The organism is Arthrobacter sp. ISL-5 (genome assembly GCF_018613835.1).
Classification (GTDB): domain Bacteria; phylum Actinomycetota; class Actinomycetes; order Actinomycetales; family Micrococcaceae; genus Arthrobacter.
The window spans coordinates 115,094-135,257 of the sequence record NZ_JAGGPM010000001.1; the positions used below are offsets into that span (position 1 = coordinate 115,094).

Genomic DNA, 20,164 nt, shown 5'->3' on the forward strand with positions numbered 1-20,164 from the left:
TCTACCCTTGCGTGGCCACTCTAAAAGTCGACGGGCAGGAAGACCGAGAACCCGCTAACGTCCCCACCTTTGCCGTTGGTTTCGAGCAGAAGAGGGTGGTCGTCGGATACTCCGCCTTCCTCTGCCCTCTTGACGAAGCGCTTCAGGTCGCCAAATGTGGCGACCTCGTTCGGGTCCTCAGGGTGAGAAAATTCCAGGTCCATTTTTAGTCCGATAGCCATGAGCCAAGTATGTCAGGCCGAACCGACACAACCCCCTGGGCCCCTACTTGGAATGAGCGTATTGCAGCTGCCGTGCACCCGGATACCAGCCAGGCCGTTGCACACCAGTCCGTGCGGGGGCCGGCTTAGCGCACGGCCCCCCGCCCACCGGGTGCATGCAGTGGCGCGAAGAAAGCCCGCCGATGGGGGCCGACGGGCTTTCCGGATTCGACACTACTGCGGTCGGTTGTGAACATCGAGTGGAAGTTCCGCAGTACAACGGCAACAGGTGTCCAGAGCCACAGCTGCACGGGCCAGCTAACCCCTCGGCGCACCAATGTTGTTATGACCTCCCAGTCGGATGTCGCCGGCCAGGTGCGGCCGTACACAGAGAACCTCGCGGCCTCCAAGGGCTTGGAGAGCCGGATCTACCTCAGCCTGGAGTAGGGCACGGGCGGATCCTTCAACGACTGCACCGGCTTCACACCAGCCGGCAGCGCACTCACGGACGCGACACTGTCCGCCCAGGCGACCAATCACCGTGACTACGCCACCGGCGGATCCCCATGGAATACGGCAGGCACTGTCGGAGAAACGCACAGTTACCGGGCCACCCGGCGCTTTGACACCACGGGCATGACCCAGGCACAGAGCGACGCCCTGCAGGGGGCAAGCGTCAGCATCGACCTGGTATGGGAACTGCAGTCGAGCTGATGCCCCGACCCGGCCCTGGCCCGAAGCCTGAGACAACCGCCACCCCGTGAACCCGGAGGAGCCCCAAGCTTCCGGGCAAACGGGCGTGCGCGCGTTGTTCTCGGCCGACGGCTGGCTCCTCTTCCTTCTCTCCAGCGTGTCCCGGCTGTACCTGGGCGTGCTGCTGAGCCTGGCCGCCATCGCACTCCTGCCTGCCCTGCTGGGTTGGCAGGGCAGTGTTGTCCAAAGCGGCTCCATGGAACCGCACATCAGCGTCGGAGACGTCGTCCTGTCTGACAGACTCGCCGGCACTGACTCCGTCCCTGTCGGTGGTGTGATCGAGTTCACCAGCCCCGCCTCGGCCGAGCCCGGCGGTGTGGAAAAGACCCGGCTGCACAGGATCATTGCCGAAAAGCCCGACGGGACCTTCATCTCTGCCGGTGACGCCAACGCAGAGCCCGACAGCACCCCGGTGAAGCGGGAACAGATCACGGGCAGGGCCCGGCTCCTCGTGCCCGCCATCGGACTGCCCGGCCTCTGGCTGGGCACCCGCTCCTTCGGAGCCCTGGCCCTGTGGGGCGCCGCCACCCTGCTCTGCCTGTGGGCCGCCGTGTATGGAGCCCGACCGGCGATCTCACCGCACTCAGAAACAAAACCAGACACTGCGACAAAATCAGGCACCGGGACAAAGCCAGGCCCTGGGGACCGGCCGAGGGTGAAGGCCTTCGCCCGCCGGCACCGCAGGGCTGTAGCGATGATGCTGGTCTTGGCCGCTCTTTGCATCCTCGTGATCGCCGGCGCCGCTGCTTTCTCCTCCGCGGCTTTCTCCGCCACCACCCGCAACGCCACGAACACTTTCGCCACGGCCCAGGACTGGGCTCCGCCGACGGTAACCCTGAACAATCCGGGCTCACCGGTGAAGGACACCGTGAACGTCAGCGCGTCTGCCTCCGATGCCGAATCGGGTATCCGCGACGTCGTGATCCAGTACCTTGCACCGGGCGGCTCAAACTGGACCACGCTCTGCACCGATGCCGCGGCTCCCTACTCCTGTGCCTGGAACACCACCACCGGGGCCGACGGCGGCTATGGCCTGCGCGCCATCGCCACCGACAACGCCGGGCACAGCACCACCTCGGCCCAGATCGACACCGTGGTGGCCAACAGCCTGCTCGTGGTCCTGGCCGACCCCGGCGAAATCCAAAAAGGCACCGTCAACCTCTCCACCACCCTGTACAACACCGGCGCCTCGAGCTACACCGTGCGGGTGGAATACTCCGTGGCCGGGGCGAACAACTGGAAGACTCTCTGCGCCGCCCTCGTCTCCCCCTACAACTGCTCCTGGAATACCGCGTTGTTCGCTAACGGCTACTACGACCTGCGCTCCGTCGCGACCGCGGGCACCACCAGCACGACGTCGGCTGTGGTGGCCGATATTCTGGTGGACAATCAGGCGCCCGCCGTCACGATGACGGACCCCGGCACCCCTCTCAGCGGAACCCGGACGTTCGCTGCCACGGCGACCGAAGCCGATTCCGGCGTCGCCCAGGTCCAGCTCCAATACGCCTCCACCGGCAGCCCGACCTGGACCACATACTGCACCGTGACCGCGGAGCCGTACTCCTGCCGCTTCGACACAACCACCCTGCCCAACGGCAGCTACAGCTTTCGGGCCATCGCCACCGACGCGGGGGGCCTCAGCACCACTTCAGCCGCCATCACGAACCGGATCGTGGACAACACGATATCCTCGGTCTCCGTCGAGGACCCGGGCGCGTACCTTAACGGCACCGTCACCCTGACAGCGGCCGCGAACAGCACAGCAGGCATCACCAATGTCAGGATCCAGACCGCCCCCTCAGGGACCACCACCTGGACCACCAAGTGCACGATTGCCGCCGCCCCCTTCACGTGCGGCTGGGACACCACTACTGTTTCCGATGGCCTGTATGACCTGCGCGCTGTCCTCACCGACGGCACCGGCGCCCAAACCACCTCCGCGACAGTCAGCGCCCGCCGCGTGGACAATAGCCCGCTGCGCGGCGTGGACATCCAGACCGTCAACGGCGCCGCCACCCCAGGGCGGCTCCAGCCCGGCGACAGCGTGAACTTCACCTACAGCCAACAGGTCAACATGGCGACTGTCAGCCCGGGCTGGACCGGGGCACCCCTTGCTGTCACGCTGCGACTGCGGGACGGCAACCTTCTGAGTCTGGGCAACAACGGAGACACGGTCGACATCCAGCGCGCAGGCAGCTCCGTGAATCTGGGATCGGTGAACCTGAAGCAGAACTACATCAAGAGCCGGACAACAGCCACGTTCAACGCCACCATGACCGCCGCTACCGTCACGGTCAGCGGTGTCCCGCGAACCGTCGTCACTGTCACCCTGGGCAGTATCGCAAGCGGCTCCACCACCCTGCGCACGGTCAACACCGCCTCCACCATGGTCTGGACCCCGACCGCCGCCGTGACGAACCTCTCGGGGAGCCCTTCGTCCGTTGCCCCAGCCAACGAAACAGGTGTCCTGGACAGGGAATTCTGACCGTGGCCACACGGCCGCCGCTTTCGGGGGGCAGGTTAGAATCGCACCTCCACGTCGAACTCCTCCGACGGATCACCGGTGAGCCTGGCCGCCGCCTCCCGGACACTGTCAGGGATTCCCTCGAAATTCCTCGCGCGGGCCACGAGGTCCGGCAGTTCCTCAACGCTCAGGTCCAACCAGCCGTCAGCGGCGCTCCTGATATGTGCTGTGAGCTTCAGAGCGGTTCCTCCCCCCATGATGACCGTCCGCCACCAGACTACTGCCACGACCGCGAAGCACCCCGCCCGAGATCCCCGCTGTCATTTTCAAAAGACGGCTGCACGAATGTCCGAGGTCGACTGCACAATTGCGGATGGTGCCAGGATATTCATCGAGGCCGCACCGCCGGTAGCGCCAAACCAGAAGATCCACTCACGGGCTCGTTGAGGATCTTCAACGCCCGGGGGCGAAGTCCATCAATCCGATTTCTCCTGTAGAAATGGTGGTGATCGCCCCGGCGATGATCATGCGGGGTTCCGGGCCTTCGATCTGAGCGCTGCGGTGTTCTGGATGGTGATGCGGCCGCGGCCTTGCCGGATGATGCCTTGGGCTGCGAACTCGGCCAGGGTCTTGCTGGTGGCTTCGCGGGTGGCGCCCAGCAGTCCTGCGATTTCGTGTGTGAGCCGGATAGGGCGGTTCTGTCCGAATCTGCCAGCCGGGGCGGTACTTGCGAGGTTGAGCAGGGTTGATGCAACGCGGGCCGTCATTGGGCGCAGGGCCAGATCGGTGAGGCGTTCTTCGAGCCGGGCGACTTGTTCTCCGAGGAGCCGGGAACTGGGGATGGCGATCCGGGGCTCCGAGATCAGGAATCGTTCCACCTCCTCGGCGCTGAGGAGGCAGATCGCCGAACGCGCTGGATGGGACGTGCGCGTGCGTTCAAGGGTGCGTGGTACTCCCTCCGGTCGGTGGACTCGGCGCGTGTCTCCGGCGCCTCAGCCGCTCGTCCTCATCGTTCGGCTGGCGCTTCGTTCGTGACAACGACTTTGCCGATGACCCGCCCGGTCTCCACGCGGATGAGGTCAGCATTTTGAGTGCTCGTGTGTTTCCCCGAACGGGACGGTTTTGCTGAAAGCTACTGTGTAGCGGCGGGGATTGTGCCGCGTGATCAGAATGCCACCGAGGTCCCGGGTTGCTAGTGATGCCGCCATGAGGGCTGATTCTGCATCGGCAAGCAGCTTGGAAATCTGTTCCGGGGCATGGATTAGAACCTCAAGTTCGGTCGTCTGATTCATCGAATTCTTTCCCATTCTTCACTTCTGGGGACTGTCGGACACCTTTGGCGGCGAACACAATGTTGGGGAGTCTGGGGCCTTTGCCGCATGAAGGCCCCGGTTCAGAAGTCCCTGGACCGGGGCGCCGGGCGGGGTGCGGGGCTCCGCAGGCGTGCCCCGGGGAATCATGTCACGATGCGCGCCTGGATTGTTTCGTGGAATCATTTGATTTTTGCCCGGATGGCGGGCTGGGGCTTGGTGGTTTGGGATTCAAGCCGGGCGATTGTCCCGGCGGTGCAGTCGCGGATGCTTTCCAGGTGCGTCAGGAACACGGAAGCCGACGGGGCAGAGCCTGGCCCAGGGCCCGGAGGGCACAGCCTCAGCTTCCACTCCAGATCGCCGGCCAGGACTCCAAGACGGGAGGCGCCGACCATCAGACTGGATGTCTTGAGGCTGAGCACGGCGTCCAGTGCCGCCTCTGAATCCAGGGACTCCATGGCCCGGTCAAGGCTGTCGAGTCTGGCCGGCAGCAGCCGGATGTAGTTGTGGATGAAGCGGTCGCAGATCCAGGGATCCGGCTGCAGTTCCTCACGGAGGCGGGCAAGGATGGCACCGTCCACCAAGGGTTGCCGCGTGCGCTGTGAGTCATTCATTCGTTTTCCCGTTTTCGATTCGACTGATCTGATCAAGGACCTGTGCGGCAGATCCAGCGACCGGGGCGGGCGCCAGGAAGCCGCTCCGGGTGTTCAGAAAAAATTGAACAAACCCTGATCATTCCGAGCCGGGTGCCTTTAGGATCAGGGAAGTGCCAGCTGGCACGCGAACTGACCGGCTGCTTCACCGGCAGCCTTGACGATTGCGGGGACCGACCGCCGTGTTCAAGTTTGTGAAGATTCTCACTGCTGCTCTTGCCGTCGGCCTTGGCCTGACACTGGCAGGAGTCCAACCTGCCCAGGCTGCACGCGCAGCCCAGATTTCCCTCAGCCCGGCCACCGGGGCCGCCGGATCCGCCGTCACGGTCAACGGCACCGGCTTCAAAGTCTCCACAACGGGAACCATCATCGCAGGCTCCGCGACGTTTTCCTTCCGGACAGCATCGACCGGCGCGTTCAGCGCCTCGATCACCATCCCGGCAACCGCCACCGGGAAACTGACGGTCACGGCCAAGACCTCCTCCGTCCAGGCATCCTCCGTGTTCACGGTGACTCCGCCGGCGCTCCCGCCGGTCAGCACAGCAGCCCTGCGCTTCGGGGTGGCGACCGCCGGAGGCCCGCTGGCGAGCGGGGAGCTCGATGAAGTCTCGCAACTGGCCGGTGAGAGCCCTTCCAGCGTTCTCTTCTACAAGGATTTCCTCCAGCCGCCGCCCATCAGCGAAATGAACGCCGTGCGGGCCCGCGGAGCCATGCCGCTGGTGACCTGGGAGCCGTGGGCCTGGGGCGGCGGACTGGACCAACCCGCCTATTCCCTGAACAGGATCACCGCCGGGGACTTCGACGCCAGCATCACGCAGTGGGGCCAGTCTCTGGCCGCCTGGGGATACCCGGTACAGCTGAGGTTCGCCCATGAGATGAACGGAAACTGGTACCCCTGGGCCGAAGGTGTCAACGGCAACCAGGCCGGGGACTACGTCCGGGCCTGGCGCCACGTCCACGATGTCGTGGCTGCCACCGGCGCATCCAACGTCTCCTGGGTGTGGAGCCCGAACGTTCCCTACTACGGCTCCACGGACCTGGCCAGGCTCTTCCCCGGCGCCGGCTACGTGGACATCGTCGCGCTCGACGGGTACAACTGGGGCACCTCCGCGTCGTGGAGCGGCTGGATCTCGCCGCAGGACCTCTTCGCCCCCGGAATCGCCCAGCTGCGGACGCTGGCTCCCGGACATCCGATTTTGATCGCCGAGACGTCCTCGAGCGAAGCGGGCGGGTCCAAGGCGGCGTGGAACACCGATCTGGTGTCCTATCTCGCGGCTCAGCCGGACGTGACGGGCTTCGTCTGGTTCCATATGCAGAAGGAAGCTGACTGGCGCATTAACAGCAGCGACGCCTCGGCGGCCGCCTTCAAGACTGCGTTGGCGGCCCGCCGGGCGTCGTAGCACCATCGACCCGGCTACGGCCGGGAATCGGCGCTGCGGCGGGTGAGGGCCACCAGTGCAACGCCAATCAGTATGACGCCGAGCGCGGTCAATACGCCTGCCCCCACATTCAGTCCGGTGTAGGCCAAAGCGGCGCCGGAAGCGGGGATGGACGCGTTCATTCCATACATTGTTAGTTGATTTCCTCTGCTGTGTATTGCGCTTCCCAGCGGTCGATGCGCCGCCGGGTGATCTTAGTTCTGAGCACGGCCCACCAGGAGGCAAGAAACCATCCAGACCGCAGCCACATGAACAGTTCCTGCGGGAAGAAGGACGCCGCGATCACGAGGTCTTTCCAGTCCCGGTGCGGGATCCGCAGCGCACGCTTGATGTCCAGCGCCACGAACAGCACAGGCACCAGCCACCAGAACAGGATGAAACGGAACACCCCCAACGCCAGTGACAGGGCGATGACCGTGATCCACAGCAGCTTCAGGAAGACGCCCAGCAGGCCCATGGCCTGCTGGGCCCAGTCACGCAGCGTGAGGCGGTTGATTCCCAGGTCCAGCAGGTCCTCCACCGTGCCGACCTGCCATTTCATCCGCTGGCCCCACAGCGCCCTGATGGTCTTCATCGAATCGGTGTAGGCGCGCACGTCCGGTGAGACCCGGCAAAGGTAACCGAGCTCGCGGATCCGGTAGGTCAGCTCGAAATCTTCGACCTGCGAGGTGTAGACCCAGGGCCCCTCCCGGTCCTCCCGGGCAGCGATCCGGCGCAGGACACTGTTATTGATCGCGCATCCCGTTCCGGCCAGGACACTGGTCCGGCCGCGCCGCAGGGCCGTATCGGTCCAGGTAGCGAACTCGGCCTTTTGCAGCCGGCCCAGCAGCCCCGGGTCCTGCATGGTGAACTTCGACGACGACCCGCCCAGCAACGCCCCGTCGTCGGCGCTGAATTCCCGTGCCCAGGCTGCCAAGGCATTCGGCGGGAGCACGGTGTCGGCGTCCAGGCAGACCACGACGTCCGCGTCGTACGCATACTGTGCCCAGGCATGGTTCAGCGCCTCGGACTTGCGGTGTTCCAGTCGGGGCAGCTCCATCACCGTCACCGGGTACTTCCGCGCTTCCCAGGCCGTCGAGTCAGTGCAGCCATTGGGGATTACCACGATCAGGTCCGCCGGGCGGGACTGGACCATCAACCCGTCCAGCGTCGCACCGATCGAGCCGGCCTCGTTATACGCCGGAACCAGCACCACCACCCGCAGCGCCAAGCCAGCGTCGGCAGGCTCCTCCTGCGGTTCCGTGACTCGACGCACAGTCAGCCCGGTGGCACGGTCCCCGGATGAGCGCGCCATCCCGTCTGCTGCCGAGGGCAGGGCAACGTGCACCGAGACCTCCTTACAAGGTTTACAGGTCCCGGCGGGACCTTCAGAATCCAACCTTTCGGCGCTTCCTCAGGTTTAGACCATGCATCGGATCAAGATTGCATCAATTCCATCTACGCCTCTGCGCAGACCAAGGGCAACTTTGGGCCTGGATGTTGACCCCTTCGGCCCGTGATCCGACAACGGCTGCTTTTGTCCGATTCCTACAACGCCCCGAACCATGTCCACATCCCTGGAACTGGGACAGTTCCCACGGAAGTAGTCACGAATGCCAGGGCAGGCCGAACGTCACGACGGTGACTTCCGCTGCATTGGGCAGATCTGCCGTTTCAGTAGCTGGGGCGCGCCCATCGGCGCAATGCGTCAACGGTGGTGTCTGGGGAGGTGTTGAAGCAAAACACGATGCCTGGGACGAGCTCGTTAAGTAGATTGAGGACGCGCTCGAACAGCAAGGTGTGCTCCCCTGCCATTCGCAGGCCTGCGCCGATCATCACAACCTGGACAGGTCGGGCGGCAAGGCACTCACGGACCCTTTTTTCGGCCTCATCCAGGTCGGGTGACTTGGCAGGGCACGATGTCGAACCCGGCCTCGCGCATTGCCGCCTCGCCCGCCGCGATCCGGGTCGCCAGCATCTCCTGGGTGATTTCCGGGTGGCGGCTGAGGTCGACGGCGCTCGGATGCAGACCGAATGGATTGGCCTCTGTGGATGTCTCGGTCATCATGCCTTCTTTCCTTGATTGCCATGCTAATGAGCACGATACGGCGTGGAGCACACTCCCCATGCAAAGTGGCGCCCACCGCTGATGGGCGCCCCATTCCACTAGGATCACGCGTCCGACAACCTTGAAACCGGGGACACCCTAGTGGGGACACAGTCAAGCAGAGAGCAGCAACTTCGATATTCTCGTCCAATGGATTTATCTCGAAAGCTGGAGCTCCTGGACGAGTAGATTACGATCGCTAATGGCGGCAGACCCGCAAATTTCGAAGAGTGGCATGACCAAACCGACGTTGTCCTACGCACCGTGATGGGTAAAGGTAGCCCCATCTATGACCGCTTCCAAAACGTCAGCTACTCTCCTTCCTTCTGGACGGAGAATACAGATTTCGAGCCCTACCAGCGAAGCGGCGTGCGATCGGTCACATCTCTGCTAAACGCCGCAAAGCGTGAACTGGAGCTCACAGCCGAAAGCAGCAACAAAGCCCTCGCCGCTGACGTGGAGAAGGTTATAGAGGTCAGCGACAAGGGCGCCGGCAGCCGAATGGTCGTGTCTTTATCGTCCACGGCCACGACCAAGCAAGAAAGCACGAACTGGCCCGGTTCCTGCGCACCCTCACTGGCTTAGAACCTGTCATCCTTCACGAACAGCCAAACATGGGCGCAGTTTTGATCGAGAAGCTAGAGACCAGCGCCGCCACTACAGGCTTCGCTGTCGTTCTGTTGACCGCCGACGACTTGGGCAGAGCGAAGAAGGACACGGAAGACAAACCCCGCGGTCGCCAGAATGTGATCTTTGAAATGGGCTTCTTTTTTGGAACGCTTCGTCGCGGACACGTTGCCGTGCTCCTGGATGAAGGCGTCGAAGAGCCAGGAAACATCAAGGGCCTCGTCTACACGCCCCTCGATGGTGGTGGGGCTTGGAAGGCAACAATCGCGAGGGAGATTGAAGCGGCCGGAATTTCTGTTGATTGGGCGGCGCTGCGTTAGCCCGCATCGCCGTTCCTTGGTCTGCGGCCACCGCTGCGGATATCTGGGCGTTCCATTGCCTAGGTTCTATGGGGGTCCGATCGCCTGTGGTGGACTGTGGCACAAGCTTGATCGCTTGATTGGTGGACGACGGGTTCTCTCTGTGTGTCGGTCAGGTGTTCGTCGTTATGGCGGCCATGATTGGCATAGGAGATGACTATGCGAACTTTTCCGGTCCAGATGCCCTCTGGAGTGCGCTACTGGACAGTGATCGGCGAGGACCTGCTGGTCATGTCTGTGGCGGATGCATATCTGCGGTATTTGCGGTTCGGGCGTCATGCTGCCGAGTCGACGACAAAGACCTATGCGGGCGCGGTCGCCCTGTATCTGTCGTGGTGCGCGGCCACCGGGCAAGACTGGCGAGCCGCTGCGGCGAAGATGCCGGCGTTCGTGTTGTGGCTCCGCCACTCTCCGTCGCAGCCGGGGGCAACGACCGGCGCTGCGGTTGTGCCTGCGGTCCGCGGACCTCGGCGGATCAACTGCGTGCTCGCAGGGGTACGGGGCTTCCTTACCTTCGCGGTGGATCACAGCGACGCTACGAGAGGGGTGCTTGGTCATCTTTATGAGCTTGCCGATAGCCAGGATCTGCCGGCTGAGGCGCGCGGCGAGGACGGCGTTAACGACGAACACCTGACCGACACACGGGGGGTCCCCCACCGATAAATGCCTCGCGGCTCGCCCGGCCGCGTATCCACCGACGCCGCTGGTCGGTGCCGCCGTGGCCACCGGGGCTTGCCCTGTCTTTCTCGGATCGCCGGGCATACTCTGAGCAAACCCCGGGACCGACCTCGTCCCGCTGGGCTCACTCAGAAAGGCATCATCAATGGAGATGAAAATCAAGGACCGCTGGGACCGGCTCAGCCCCGCAACGCAGCGGTGGCTCACCGAGAACCCCGGATGCCTGATCCTGCCGCGCACCATGACGGAAACGATCTGTCATGAAACCGGCGTCAGTGCTGACTGTGACCAGCACGGACAGGCAATGCTCTCCCAAGAGGACCTGGACTTCATCCGGGCCAAGGCGGAGGAACCCCAAACAGCCCCGCCAGAGCACCGGTTCTTCGACGCAACACAGCCTGGAGAAGGCACGTAAAGCCGGGACCGCCCCTGCCCGTTGTGCGCCGCGGCGATGCCAACCAGGGAGAAGAGTGAAGACGGTGACGGTTGCTGCAGCCCTGGAGTCAGCGGGCAGCCTCCGGCGTAGTCTGGTGCTGGCAGCCATCGGTTCGGAGGAGATGACGATGATCGGATTGAACAAGACTTCCCATGATGTTCAGCACGGCGCGGCGGGATGGATCAGACACGCCCAAGACTCGTCACCCCAGGTGAACGACGCTGTGCGCTGGGCGCTGTCCCGGCTTGAGGACGCCAATATGCCCGAGGTGGTCCACGCAGTTGTCCTCACCTTGACCGGGAATCAGAAGGCGGCGAAACAGGCACGGAGGGCTGCCGAACAGGCGGTCCACCGCGCGGAGCGGAAACTCGTGGGCACCCGCCACGGCCATGGCAAGGCATGGCTGGCCGCAGGCCTTCTCGTTGCGGGCGTGGCCGCAATAGTACTTGCCTGGCGGGGTGTAACCGGCAGCGGAGAGCCCGAAGCGGCCCAGGCCGGGGACCTTCCCGCGGACGCCATCTGACAACAACCCCGGTGGATGCCAGGAACGGACTCCACTCTCCGCTTTGACCTCATCCGGCCCTCCCACACGGTGATTCCAAACTGATGGCATCACCGGTGAAGGTGGGGTACCGATCACGCCGAGTGGATTCCAGTCCGCCCTGTCGGCAGAGATCAGACTGTCACACGCAGGCCCTGCGCGGCCTGCCCTGCTACGGGGCAAGGAAAGGGAGGCCGCGCTGCTTGCCGGTCTCCCCATTTTTCCTAGCGGAGGAAACCTCTACTGTACGTCGGGTTTGATCGGGCGGCCAGATCCCCGGGCAGGCCCCCAAGGACCCCGCCCACGGAGGGCGTCCACAGACCGTGGCACGGTTCTTGGTTCCGGGTTTTTCACAGGGTCCACCGGTGACAGTGGGGGTGGCCGGCGATGGATTGAGCCCTCTGAGACCGGGGCTTATCCATTAGCCGTCGCCGGCCCCAAGGCGGCTCCACCGCCCCGGGCTGCGGCGGCCCGCCCGGTCCAGTCCCGGGCCAGCGGCAGTACGCTGGCTGGCATGCCTGTCACAAGCAACGTCGCCTGGGATGAACGCCTGGAAGCCTTCAAGGGCCCGGACACCACCCACTTCGTCGCCGCGGTCGCCGCCACGGCCAGGACCTGCGCGGCCTGCGGGATGCCCTTGCGGCCCGCCTCTGCCACCGGCACTGCCGGGAACCCGGACTGAACCTGCGCCCCGGCGCAGGCACGGAGGATGAACTCAAGACCCTGGGGGCGCGGATCACCCTGGAGTACCACGACGGGCCAGGGAACCTGCCGATCCCGGCGCTGGCCTACGCTGTTCCCGGTCCTGAGCTTCCGCGAACCCTGCGGGGAACTGACCTCCGCCCTGGTCTCGGTGCTGCTCTCCCACGGCTTCGAACTGTCCATGAGCACCGACTACAAGGAAATTGTGCAGCACGCCCGGGACGTGCGGCCCGGCGTCGGCTGCACCGTGACCGGGCAGGGCCTCGTCAGCCTGCACATTGACGGGGAGCTGATGTACTCAGAGCAGCTGGACCCCGCCGATGCAGGAGAAACCAAGTGGCTCGAAGCCGCAACCCGGGCAGGCAAGGTCCTGGTCATCAGCGGGGACTACCTGGAAATCACCGACACGGGCCTGAACATGGACGCCGCCGCACGCCTGGGCACCCTGGTCACCGGCAACGTCCCCGTCCGCACCTGACCACCGGAAACGCGAGCAGAAGCCGGGAACCAGGGTCTGGACCGGCTGCGGGTTGGCTGCCGCCGGTCATACAGGAATCCTGGCGCTCTGGCGCAGCCGGCCTGCTTCAAGTCTATGTCCGGCACGGTCCGCCAGCTTTTGTGTGGCCCGCCGGTTCCCAGTCCGTCGCGCCCCCAGGGCCGGGCCCGCTGCCGGAAGGGCCCGCCCATCGCACATTACCGCCGGGTAGAGATGTTCAGTCCCGGGATGGCACCGATAGGCTTGGAAGCCGGTGTGCGCCGCCGGAAAGAGACGAAGAGCGCCTACGGCTCAACGGTGAGCAGGGTGAAGCAAAGGGTGGTAAGTGACGGCCAGGTTCGAAGTGTTCCACGACCCGGACGAAGCCTTGCCTTTCCGGTTCCGGTTGCGGGCCGAGGACGGGGCGGTCGTCGCCGTCTCCGGCCGACTGGGCAGCATCTGCGCCGTCAAGGCAGCCATCACGGCAGTGAGGGAAAGCGCCGCAACAGGTCTCGTGGTCGATATGACCGGATCCCGGCCCGCCGGGAATACTCCAGGGGAGCACCCGCCTCCCGCGTCGCCGGACGGGGAGTAAATGGGCTATTCGACAACCATGGTCCTTAATCTGACGTTCCTCGCGACCCTCGGCGCCGGCTTCGTCTTCTTCCTGTGGCACCTCCTGATCTTCACGATCATCCTCGTGCTCGCCGACGCCGGCCGGCTAGCGGCCCTGACACTGATAGCACTCTCCGGGCGGTACCGGACAAAACACCGCGAAGGGTCACACGGACGAGTGATACCAAACTCACGCCAGTCGTCCGGCAGCCGCGGCCGCCGCTAAATCGGCCCCGCCGCCTGAAACTGCCACGGTGACAGGGTTCCATAGCACCAAGGGAATCCACCGCGCCTGGGGTCTGTGGGTTCTATGATCTGTGTGTGGGGTCCGCATCCGGGGGCCTGGGCCCTGGCTCCGGCAACGGGCCCGGTGCCGGATCAGGCGGCACCGGAGAGGTCGGGTCCGGTGACCCAGGGGCAGGGTCTGGAGACGCCGGGTCCGGCGAGCCGGGGGCGGCTGGCCCCGGCTCGGGCGGAAACGGCTCGGGTCCTGGCAGCGGCGGAATAGTCACGGCTCCCCCTACATTTCTGGCCTGGCGCCGGAAGGAAACTCCAGACTACGGCCCGCCGTGTTCAAACAACAGGGCATCGCCGTCATTCAGGCGGGCGTCCTTTGCGAGTACCGTTCCCTTCTGGCCCTCTACAGCGTTTCCCAGCCCTCGATTTCCGAGTATCGGGCAACCACGACACCGCGGCCGAAGGACGTGCTCGCTGTGGCCGCGAAGCGCAGCAGTGCGGCCCGGCACCCGGCCTCCCTCACCGCCTCGGCGGCCCCGCCGAGAGCCTCCTCGCGGTCAGTGCCGTCCACTACAGAACGGATGTCGGCATTCTGATTAACGGTGTATTCGACATAGAACGGCATGCCTGAAGCATTCCACACGCCCGGGAGGCAAGAACAGACCAACGGACGCGGAAGGCCCCTGGCTCAGACCGGCCCGACCAGGAACATCCGGGCAGACTAACCGTGCGCGCTCCTCACGCGCGCAGGAGGCCTGATGATGTGATGTCAGCGTGTCCAGGCGCCGGCTGCCAGCGTCCTGTGCCAAGCCGGGGTCTTAGGGTCGGCCATCTTTTGGGCTGCGGCCGGGCCGGCGTCTGGCTGCGAAGTAGGCCAGAGAGGCCATGGCGGCAAAGAAGAACACGGTGGCGAGAAGATAGTTGGCGATCATCAGCATCCAGACGCCGCACAGCAGCAGCGCCGGCGGGAGGAGGATGGCCGTTGCCCAGAATGTCTTGCCTTGGTGCCGGCCGGTTCCGTCCGTCATGCCTTCGGTCGGGTTTTCCTGGTTGTCGGGTTCAGAGTTCATGCCGGTTCCATGCGGAGGGGGTAGCGCTCGGGAGTCCGGGTGCGGTGCCGTGGTTCGGAATCGTCAAACGGATCCGTAACGATGATGGTGGGGTGGCCGTCCTGCTGGTGTCCGGGTCAGAGGGGCGCGGGGGGACGGGTCGCTGTGGCGGTGGGTGGGTGCTCTATGGCCAGGACCGAGATGTCGATGCGCCCGGGGATGAGGCCGGTGTAGCTGATGGTCCGGGCGATCTGCTCCCGCACGGCCTGGGCGACGTTCAGGGCTGCGAAGGCGATATCGGTGGCGATGTCGAGCTGGACGTCGGCGATGCCGTTGTGGACGGTGACGAAGACGCCGTCGTGCCGGGCGGGAGTGGTACGGGTGTCTGTCCTGCGGAGATTTTGGATTGTTCCTTTTCCCAGGTGGGTGAGAAGGTTTTTCAGGGTCGGTTCGAGCCGGAGGACACCTGGTGTATCGAGGGCGGTGCGGGCAGCAAGGTCGGCAATGAGGCGGCGGCTGATCAGCCGGGCTTCGAGGGGATGCTCAGACATCGTAGAAATCCTCCACGGTGATGTTGACGGCTCCGGCGTTGAGTCCGACGTGTGCTGTGATCATGCCGATGATCCGCTGACGCAGCAGCTCGGCGGTTCCGGGGATGTCGGTGCCGGAGGCCACGGCGATTCGAAGGTCCACCGAGATGCCGGCGGTCCCGGCCGGGCGGGGGTCGTCCGCGGTATCCGGGTCAGGACGGACGCGGCAGCGACGGCCCCGTACCCCCGCAAGGGCATCGGCGCCGAACCAGATGACTGAAGTGATGGCTTGTTCGCTGATCGTGACGCCCCCCTGGCCAGACCGGTAGACGGGCAGCCGGCTGCCCCTCCGGACTTCGGCACGGGCCACGTTCATGATGGCGTCCTTGACGGCGTGATGGGGCTGCAGGGAGGCGTCTTCTGCATCGTTGTCCCGAAGCGTGCGGGCGGCCTCCGCGAGCTTTGCCAGGCTGGCCCGTGCCGTCCGGCACTGGGCGCAGCCGTTTTCATGGGCGGTGGGGGGCTGGCTGATGGTTGCCCAGACCTCGTCGATGCTGCGGCCACAGCCCAGGCGGGGGATGGTTTCGTCTATTGCCATTGACTCATCCTTTCCGCGAGTTGTGCGCGTGCTCTGGCGAGGCGGCCTCTGACCGTCTGTTCACTGACCTTCAGCGTTGCGGCTATTTCAGCGTAGCTGCGTTCGTGGATTTCCCGCAGGAGCCAGCAGGCGCGCTGCCCGGGCGGGAGGGTTAGCAGCGCTGTGGCCAGGCCGTCGATCTCGCAGGAGATTTCCGCTTCGCGGGCGGGATCGCCTCCGGCTCCCGGTCCGGTGAAGGAATCCGCGGTTGTTTGCAGAGTTACCGGTTCCTGGACGACCTCCGCCTTTCTGGACCGTCGACGCAGACTGTCCAGGCAGCGGTTGGTGGCCATCTGGTAAAGCCACCCGCTGAAAGCCTGCACGCTTGTCAGCAGCGGCAGCTTTCTCCAGCAGGCCACCAGGGTGTCCTGCACGACGTCTTCGGCCTCTCCCCGGTCATGGAGCATCCGGAAAGCGAGACGGAAAAGTCTGCCCTGATACGCCTCGACGAGGTATTCGAAGGCGTCCAGGTTGCCGTCCTGGGCCCGGGCGACAACGGTCGCCTCGTCCAGATCCTCTGGCCGGGTCAGGACAACGGGTTCACGCTCATCCATCGTCACCGCTATCCCCTTTTGCCCCCGAACCGCGCCACCCGGGTTCCGGGGATTAAGACCAATATTTTCAGACGGGGCCGGTAATGGGAATGCCCGGTGCGGGGGAAGCAGGGACAAAACAGTTTGCCTTTCCGCGTGACGTTTGGTGGTGACGTGCGTCTTTAACCATGTAGGCAAAATCGCATCGGTTGATTGAGGAGATGGTTCCCGTGACAGAAGCCCCGCAGCTCCCAGGACAGTCCGGAGGCATGGTGGCAACCCAGGAGGAACAGAAACGGAACGCCCCCGTTGAGACGCGCCGAACGACTGACCTGCTGCACACGGACCGGGGGGATACCACCATTGAAGAAACCGTGGTCCAGAAGCTGGCCGGCATGGCCACGCGTGAGGTTCCCGGCGTGTATGCGATGGGCAGCGCTGTCCGGCGCGCGTTCGGCGCGATGACCGAGCGGATTCCCGGTTCCCAGACGAATGTCAGCGGCGGGGTGAGCGTGGAGAAGGGCGAACGCCAGACCGCCATCGACTTGAGCATCGTCGTCGAGTACGGAACGTCCATTGTCGAGGTGAGCCAAGGTATCCGGCGCAATGTCATCCAGTCGGTGGAGCGCGCGACCGGTCTGGAGGTGCTGGAAGTGAATGTCCACGTCACCGATGTTCATCTGCCCGAGGATGAACGGCCCGAAGAGGACGCCAGGAAGCCTCTGGAGTAACCACCTCACCCACTCCGCCCCGTTTTCGGGCGGTAACCGATTTTTGGAAGGAGTGCCGCATGTCCACTACACGATGGTGTCTGGCCATCGGTCTGGTATTAGGAATCGTTTTGGCCTTCGGAGGTTTTACAGCCCTGGTGATAGCGGTCCTCTTTGGCCTGATTGGGCTGGTAGTGGGCCGTATTGCGGAAGGGAAACTGGATCTGCAGGCCCTGTTCGGCAAAGCATCCAGCCGATGAAGACCCCCGCAGCACCTGCCGGCTCCCGGGACCTGGATTCGCGGGGGCGCACTTTCCTTGACCGGAAGGTGGTGGAGAAGATCGCCGGTCAGGTCGCGAGCGAAGAGTCCTTTGCCGGCGGGTCCTCCGGAGGGTTTCTGGGCATCGGAGCACATTCGGACTTTTCCGCCCGGCCCAAAGTCACGGTGGAGCTTGCGGGCAATATCGCCGCCCTCAGCGTGGAAATAGGGCTGCTCTACCCGGTACCGCTGCGCCAGGTAACCGAACAGTTGCGCCGCCGGATCAGCGAACGCGTCAACGCCCTGACCGGGGTGGAGGTACGCCAGATCGACATCACAGTGTCCTGGCTGAAACCTGCCGATGAAACCACCGGCCGCCGGAGGCTGTTATGAGCCGGCACGATGGGAAAGCCACACCCCTGCGACACCGTCCCAGCCGGGCTGTTCCTGCCCTGATCCTGGGAACGCTGCTTCTGGCCGCCGGCGTGGCACTGGTATGGGCGGCAGTGGCCCGGCTGGTCACGGGTTCGTGGCCGGTGTATCTGGCCGGCCCCCGGGACTGGCTGACCGGTTTGACCTGGAACGATCCGGGAGTCTGGGCCGTGGGGGCTGCGGCGGCGGTCGTGGGAGTCGTCCTGCTCGCGGCAGCACTGGTTCCGGGCCGCTTTAACGCCTTGCGGCTGCAGGCGCCCGGGGACGGGGGGCAGATCCCGGTGGCGGGCGCGCAGGAGATTGTCATGACGCGGCGGGCCGTTGCGCGGTACGCGGCGGCGCACTGTGAATACGTCGACGGCGTCGGTTCAGCATCGGCCACGGCCTCGGCACGCGCGGTCCACCTGAACGTGACCACGGCCCTGCACGAAACAGGGGAGCTGCGCGGCCGTGTCATTGCCGTGGTCAGGGAACGCCTGGCCGGTACCGGGCTCAACCCGGTCCCAAAGGTCACCGCGTCCGTCCGGTCCAAGGAATGACCGCGGCCGCATTCCGGAAAGAAGGCACCCCATGCGACAACACGCCGGAGCGATGAACCGCACCTGGCTGGTCATCCTTGGCATTCTCGCCCTGGCCGGCGGCGTCCTGATACTGCTGGCGGCCAGCGGAACGCTGCACGCCATGAGCCCTGCAACGGTCGCTGCAGAAAGTCCCGTCGTGACAGGGGACCTGCACACGGTCTTCGGGCCGGCCTCTGTTACGGCCATTGTCCTGGTGGCCGGGGTTCTCATGGGCTCCCTGGGGTTGCTGTGGATCCTGGCACAGATTCCACGAAGGAATCCCGCCGACAGGTACCGGCTGCATCAGGACCCCGCCTCCGGAACCACGCTATGTGATGCCTCGGTGCTGGCCTCCGCCGTGGAAAACCAGATCAATACCCTGCCCGGGGTTGTGGGTTCCTCGGCGCTGCTGCGCGGCACCGCCATGGAACCGGATCTCACGATGAAAGTCACCGTTACCAACCGCGCCGACATCCAGCACGTCCTCCACAGCATCAACACCAGGGTCATTCCGGACCTCTCCACGGCACTGGAGACACCGCTGCGGCGGACAGGAATCCAGCTCGAGGTCAGCGGCCGCAACGCCATTGCCGGCACCACCGTGGACACCACCGGCACCGTCATCTACTAACAAGTCACGTCGAAGAACACGACCTTAGCGTCGGATATTTCACTTTTCCACAAGCCACCCCTACCACAACGCCGCACCCGTCCCACAACCTAGGTTCTTTGGGACGGCTGATATCTGGCCGCTGCCTGAGAATCAGGATCTCTCGGATCTGCTGCACCCGTGACAGCTGAAACCATCCGAGCACCGGCACCGGAACCCCTTATCCGCTCGTTTGAACAGGCTGCGCCGAACGGTTGGCCGAGCGATCTGTCGACCCTGTATCGTCTCTTCGACGGTGCAGAACCGTCAACGGCGGGGAACATTCTCCCGAGGTATCGCCCACTTCCCTTGGAGGAAGCTGAGAAAGTGCGACAAATGATGCTTGGCATCTGGGCGCAGGTCGGGGCGGACCTAAACGCAGAATTCGAACGGGAAAAAACGTCCCCAATCTACCGAAACCTGCGGGCGGTCCATGAAGCCCACAGCAGCGTTCCTGTGCCCGAACCCCACAAACCCTATGACCCAGCAAGCGCTGAAGCTGATGAGGCGGGCACTCAGGCTTTTATGTTTATCTCCTCGTTCCTGCCGATCGCAGACGACAACGCCGGCGACTTTCTGTTCGTCGGTCTCAGGAAAGGGCGGCAGCACGGCTGCGTCAGCGAGTATTTCAAGGACGAGGCCGATTGGCGCCCCGCCATCTGGTCATCCGTTGAAGAACTCCTAGAGGAAACGCTGACCAGCCTGCGAACAGGACGACCAGCATTCTCCTTCAGGCCCTCGGTGATAGACGGCAGTCTGAATTGGAAATTAGTCCGGGAACGGTAACCACTAAACAAGGCCGCCCCTGAACATCTCACGCAGACGGAACGGGCGGCGCCATTTAGGGGACTGCGATGTTTCCTAAAAGCCCATTGAAATAGAGAATCACAAATGCAGCCACGACAAGAAGCGTGATGATAGGCATCTGCCATTTTTTCATCGCTTGTCCTTTCACGGGCCTCTTATGGATGAGAGTACGGTGTCCCAGCTGTCCAGCGGCCCTTGCATGGCCGGCAGCGTCGGCTCGCACAGCTCCCAATCTGGAAAGACGCCAGATGACAGACAGCCCGGTGTGAGGAAGAGGCTTTACCTCTTCCTCACACCGGATCACCTATGAGCCATCTCAAACCAGTTTGGCCTGCATTATTGATGTCTCGGAGCGCGATGGAAACCCTAACACCGGTCCCCGCATTTTCGAATGCCCAAACTGAGGCATCATCCAGGCTCACG

General features: G+C 64.3%; 29 protein-coding genes. 16 read left to right on the forward strand and 13 right to left on the reverse strand.

Annotated elements, in window-relative coordinates; translation table 11 throughout:
- Positions 1-20 precede the first annotated feature (20 nt).
- Positions 21-221, reverse strand: coding sequence for a hypothetical protein (locus tag J7I89_RS00555; RefSeq protein WP_214966457.1), 201 nt, complete (start codon positions 219-221; stop codon positions 21-23).
- Between the two features lie 739 nt (positions 222-960).
- On the opposite strand from J7I89_RS00555, the gene J7I89_RS00560 reads away from it, so the two are divergent.
- Positions 961-3,438 (forward strand): signal peptidase I, encoded by a 2,478-nt coding sequence (locus J7I89_RS00560; RefSeq protein ID WP_214966459.1) that lies wholly within the window; start codon positions 961-963, stop codon positions 3,436-3,438.
- Between the two features lie 35 nt (positions 3,439-3,473).
- Here J7I89_RS00560 and J7I89_RS00565 read toward each other — a convergent pair whose 3' ends face one another.
- The 4 genes from J7I89_RS00565 to J7I89_RS00580 all read right to left on the reverse strand — a co-directional run bounded on the left by J7I89_RS00565 (position 3,474) and on the right by J7I89_RS00580 (position 5,341).
- Positions 3,474-3,704, reverse strand: a complete 231-nt coding sequence (locus tag J7I89_RS00565; RefSeq protein WP_214966460.1) for a hypothetical protein — start codon at positions 3,702-3,704, stop codon at positions 3,474-3,476.
- 237 nt (positions 3,705-3,941) lie between these two features.
- On the reverse strand, positions 3,942-4,295 hold the full coding sequence (locus J7I89_RS24890; protein WP_308159767.1) for a Crp/Fnr family transcriptional regulator: 354 nt from the start codon (positions 4,293-4,295) through the stop codon (positions 3,942-3,944).
- Between the two features lie 201 nt (positions 4,296-4,496).
- Positions 4,497-4,724, reverse strand: a complete 228-nt coding sequence (locus J7I89_RS00575) for a hypothetical protein (protein WP_214966462.1) — start codon at positions 4,722-4,724, stop codon at positions 4,497-4,499.
- A 185-nt stretch (positions 4,725-4,909) separates the two neighbouring features.
- Positions 4,910-5,341: an Hpt domain-containing protein gene (locus tag J7I89_RS00580; protein ID WP_214966464.1), complete on the reverse strand. Its 432-nt coding sequence runs from the start codon at positions 5,339-5,341 to the stop codon at positions 4,910-4,912.
- Positions 5,342-5,544: 203 nt separating this feature from the next.
- Between J7I89_RS00580 and J7I89_RS00585 the strand changes: the two genes are divergently transcribed.
- Positions 5,545-6,780: a glycosyl hydrolase gene (locus J7I89_RS00585; protein WP_251044722.1), complete on the forward strand. Its 1,236-nt coding sequence runs from the start codon at positions 5,545-5,547 to the stop codon at positions 6,778-6,780.
- 14 nt (positions 6,781-6,794) lie between these two features.
- Here J7I89_RS00585 and J7I89_RS00590 read toward each other — a convergent pair whose 3' ends face one another.
- The 3 genes from J7I89_RS00590 to J7I89_RS00600 all read right to left on the reverse strand — a co-directional run bounded on the left by J7I89_RS00590 (position 6,795) and on the right by J7I89_RS00600 (position 8,866).
- A complete protein-coding gene (locus J7I89_RS00590) occupies positions 6,795-6,941 on the reverse strand; it encodes a hypothetical protein (RefSeq protein ID WP_214966466.1) in 147 nt (48 codons plus the stop codon).
- A gap of 11 nt (positions 6,942-6,952) precedes the next feature.
- The gene (locus J7I89_RS00595; protein ID WP_214966468.1) at positions 6,953-8,146 is read right to left on the reverse strand and encodes a glycosyltransferase family 2 protein; all 1,194 of its coding nucleotides are present in this window, start codon (positions 8,144-8,146) and stop codon (positions 6,953-6,955) included.
- 540 nt (positions 8,147-8,686) lie between these two features.
- On the reverse strand, positions 8,687-8,866 hold the full coding sequence (locus tag J7I89_RS00600; protein ID WP_214966470.1) for a hypothetical protein: 180 nt from the start codon (positions 8,864-8,866) through the stop codon (positions 8,687-8,689).
- Positions 8,867-9,420: 554 nt separating this feature from the next.
- Between J7I89_RS00600 and J7I89_RS00605 the strand changes: the two genes are divergently transcribed.
- The 8 genes from J7I89_RS00605 to J7I89_RS00640 all read left to right on the forward strand — a co-directional run bounded on the left by J7I89_RS00605 (position 9,421) and on the right by J7I89_RS00640 (position 13,564).
- A complete protein-coding gene (locus J7I89_RS00605) occupies positions 9,421-9,852 on the forward strand; it encodes a TIR domain-containing protein (RefSeq protein WP_214966527.1) in 432 nt (143 codons plus the stop codon).
- 198 nt (positions 9,853-10,050) lie between these two features.
- On the forward strand, positions 10,051-10,554 hold the full coding sequence (locus tag J7I89_RS00610; protein WP_214966472.1) for a hypothetical protein: 504 nt from the start codon (positions 10,051-10,053) through the stop codon (positions 10,552-10,554).
- 160 nt (positions 10,555-10,714) lie between these two features.
- On the forward strand, positions 10,715-10,984 hold the full coding sequence (locus J7I89_RS00615; protein WP_251044723.1) for a hypothetical protein: 270 nt from the start codon (positions 10,715-10,717) through the stop codon (positions 10,982-10,984).
- 64 nt (positions 10,985-11,048) lie between these two features.
- Positions 11,049-11,528, forward strand: coding sequence for a hypothetical protein (locus J7I89_RS00620; protein WP_308159768.1), 480 nt, complete (start codon positions 11,049-11,051; stop codon positions 11,526-11,528).
- Between the two features lie 532 nt (positions 11,529-12,060).
- Positions 12,061-12,228 (forward strand): hypothetical protein, encoded by a 168-nt coding sequence (locus J7I89_RS00625; protein ID WP_214966474.1) that lies wholly within the window; start codon positions 12,061-12,063, stop codon positions 12,226-12,228.
- 27 nt (positions 12,229-12,255) lie between these two features.
- A complete protein-coding gene (locus J7I89_RS00630) occupies positions 12,256-12,726 on the forward strand; it encodes a hypothetical protein (RefSeq protein ID WP_214966476.1) in 471 nt (156 codons plus the stop codon).
- Positions 12,727-13,069: 343 nt separating this feature from the next.
- A complete protein-coding gene (locus tag J7I89_RS00635) occupies positions 13,070-13,318 on the forward strand; it encodes a YegP family protein (RefSeq protein ID WP_214966477.1) in 249 nt (82 codons plus the stop codon).
- Complete coding sequence (locus J7I89_RS00640) at positions 13,319-13,564, forward strand: hypothetical protein (protein ID WP_214966479.1); 246 nt, start codon at positions 13,319-13,321, stop codon at positions 13,562-13,564.
- Positions 13,565-13,978: 414 nt separating this feature from the next.
- Here the strand turns inward: J7I89_RS00640 and J7I89_RS00645 are convergent, their stop codons facing one another.
- The 5 genes from J7I89_RS00645 to J7I89_RS00665 form a co-directional block, all read right to left on the reverse strand.
- Positions 13,979-14,200 carry a hypothetical protein gene (locus J7I89_RS00645; protein ID WP_214966481.1) on the reverse strand — a complete coding sequence of 74 codons (222 nt, stop codon included), beginning with the start codon at positions 14,198-14,200 and terminating at the stop codon, positions 13,979-13,981.
- A gap of 193 nt (positions 14,201-14,393) precedes the next feature.
- A complete protein-coding gene (locus tag J7I89_RS00650; RefSeq protein ID WP_214966483.1) occupies positions 14,394-14,645 on the reverse strand; it encodes a hypothetical protein in 252 nt (83 codons plus the stop codon).
- A 116-nt stretch (positions 14,646-14,761) separates the two neighbouring features.
- Positions 14,762-15,175: a hypothetical protein gene (locus J7I89_RS00655; protein WP_214966486.1), complete on the reverse strand. Its 414-nt coding sequence runs from the start codon at positions 15,173-15,175 to the stop codon at positions 14,762-14,764.
- Positions 15,168-15,752, reverse strand: coding sequence for an Asp23/Gls24 family envelope stress response protein (locus tag J7I89_RS00660; RefSeq protein WP_214966488.1), 585 nt, complete (start codon positions 15,750-15,752; stop codon positions 15,168-15,170). Before J7I89_RS00660 ends, J7I89_RS00655 begins: the two co-directional genes overlap by 8 nt.
- Positions 15,743-16,345, reverse strand: a complete 603-nt coding sequence (locus J7I89_RS00665; protein WP_251044748.1) for an RNA polymerase sigma factor — start codon at positions 16,343-16,345, stop codon at positions 15,743-15,745. The genes J7I89_RS00660 and J7I89_RS00665 overlap by 10 nt, the downstream gene beginning before the upstream one ends.
- Positions 16,346-16,593: 248 nt before the next feature.
- Here J7I89_RS00665 and J7I89_RS00670 point away from each other — a divergent pair, with 248 nt between their 5' ends.
- The 6 genes from J7I89_RS00670 (at position 16,594) to J7I89_RS00695 (ending at position 19,720) form a co-directional block, all read left to right on the forward strand.
- The gene (locus tag J7I89_RS00670) at positions 16,594-17,055 is read left to right on the forward strand and encodes an Asp23/Gls24 family envelope stress response protein (protein WP_214966530.1); all 462 of its coding nucleotides are present in this window, start codon (positions 16,594-16,596) and stop codon (positions 17,053-17,055) included.
- A gap of 59 nt (positions 17,056-17,114) precedes the next feature.
- On the forward strand, positions 17,115-17,294 hold the full coding sequence (locus J7I89_RS00675) for a hypothetical protein (protein WP_214965176.1): 180 nt from the start codon (positions 17,115-17,117) through the stop codon (positions 17,292-17,294).
- The gene (locus J7I89_RS00680; protein WP_214966491.1) at positions 17,291-17,686 is read left to right on the forward strand and encodes an Asp23/Gls24 family envelope stress response protein; all 396 of its coding nucleotides are present in this window, start codon (positions 17,291-17,293) and stop codon (positions 17,684-17,686) included. The genes J7I89_RS00675 and J7I89_RS00680 overlap by 4 nt, the downstream gene beginning before the upstream one ends.
- The gene (locus tag J7I89_RS00685) at positions 17,683-18,264 is read left to right on the forward strand and encodes a DUF6286 domain-containing protein (protein ID WP_214966493.1); all 582 of its coding nucleotides are present in this window, start codon (positions 17,683-17,685) and stop codon (positions 18,262-18,264) included. The genes J7I89_RS00680 and J7I89_RS00685 overlap by 4 nt, the downstream gene beginning before the upstream one ends.
- Before the next feature lie 31 nt (positions 18,265-18,295).
- A complete protein-coding gene (locus tag J7I89_RS00690) occupies positions 18,296-18,916 on the forward strand; it encodes a hypothetical protein (RefSeq protein WP_214966495.1) in 621 nt (206 codons plus the stop codon).
- A gap of 159 nt (positions 18,917-19,075) precedes the next feature.
- Positions 19,076-19,720, forward strand: coding sequence for an SMI1/KNR4 family protein (locus J7I89_RS00695; RefSeq protein WP_214966497.1), 645 nt, complete (start codon positions 19,076-19,078; stop codon positions 19,718-19,720).
- The last annotated feature ends 444 nt before the right edge of the window (positions 19,721-20,164 follow it).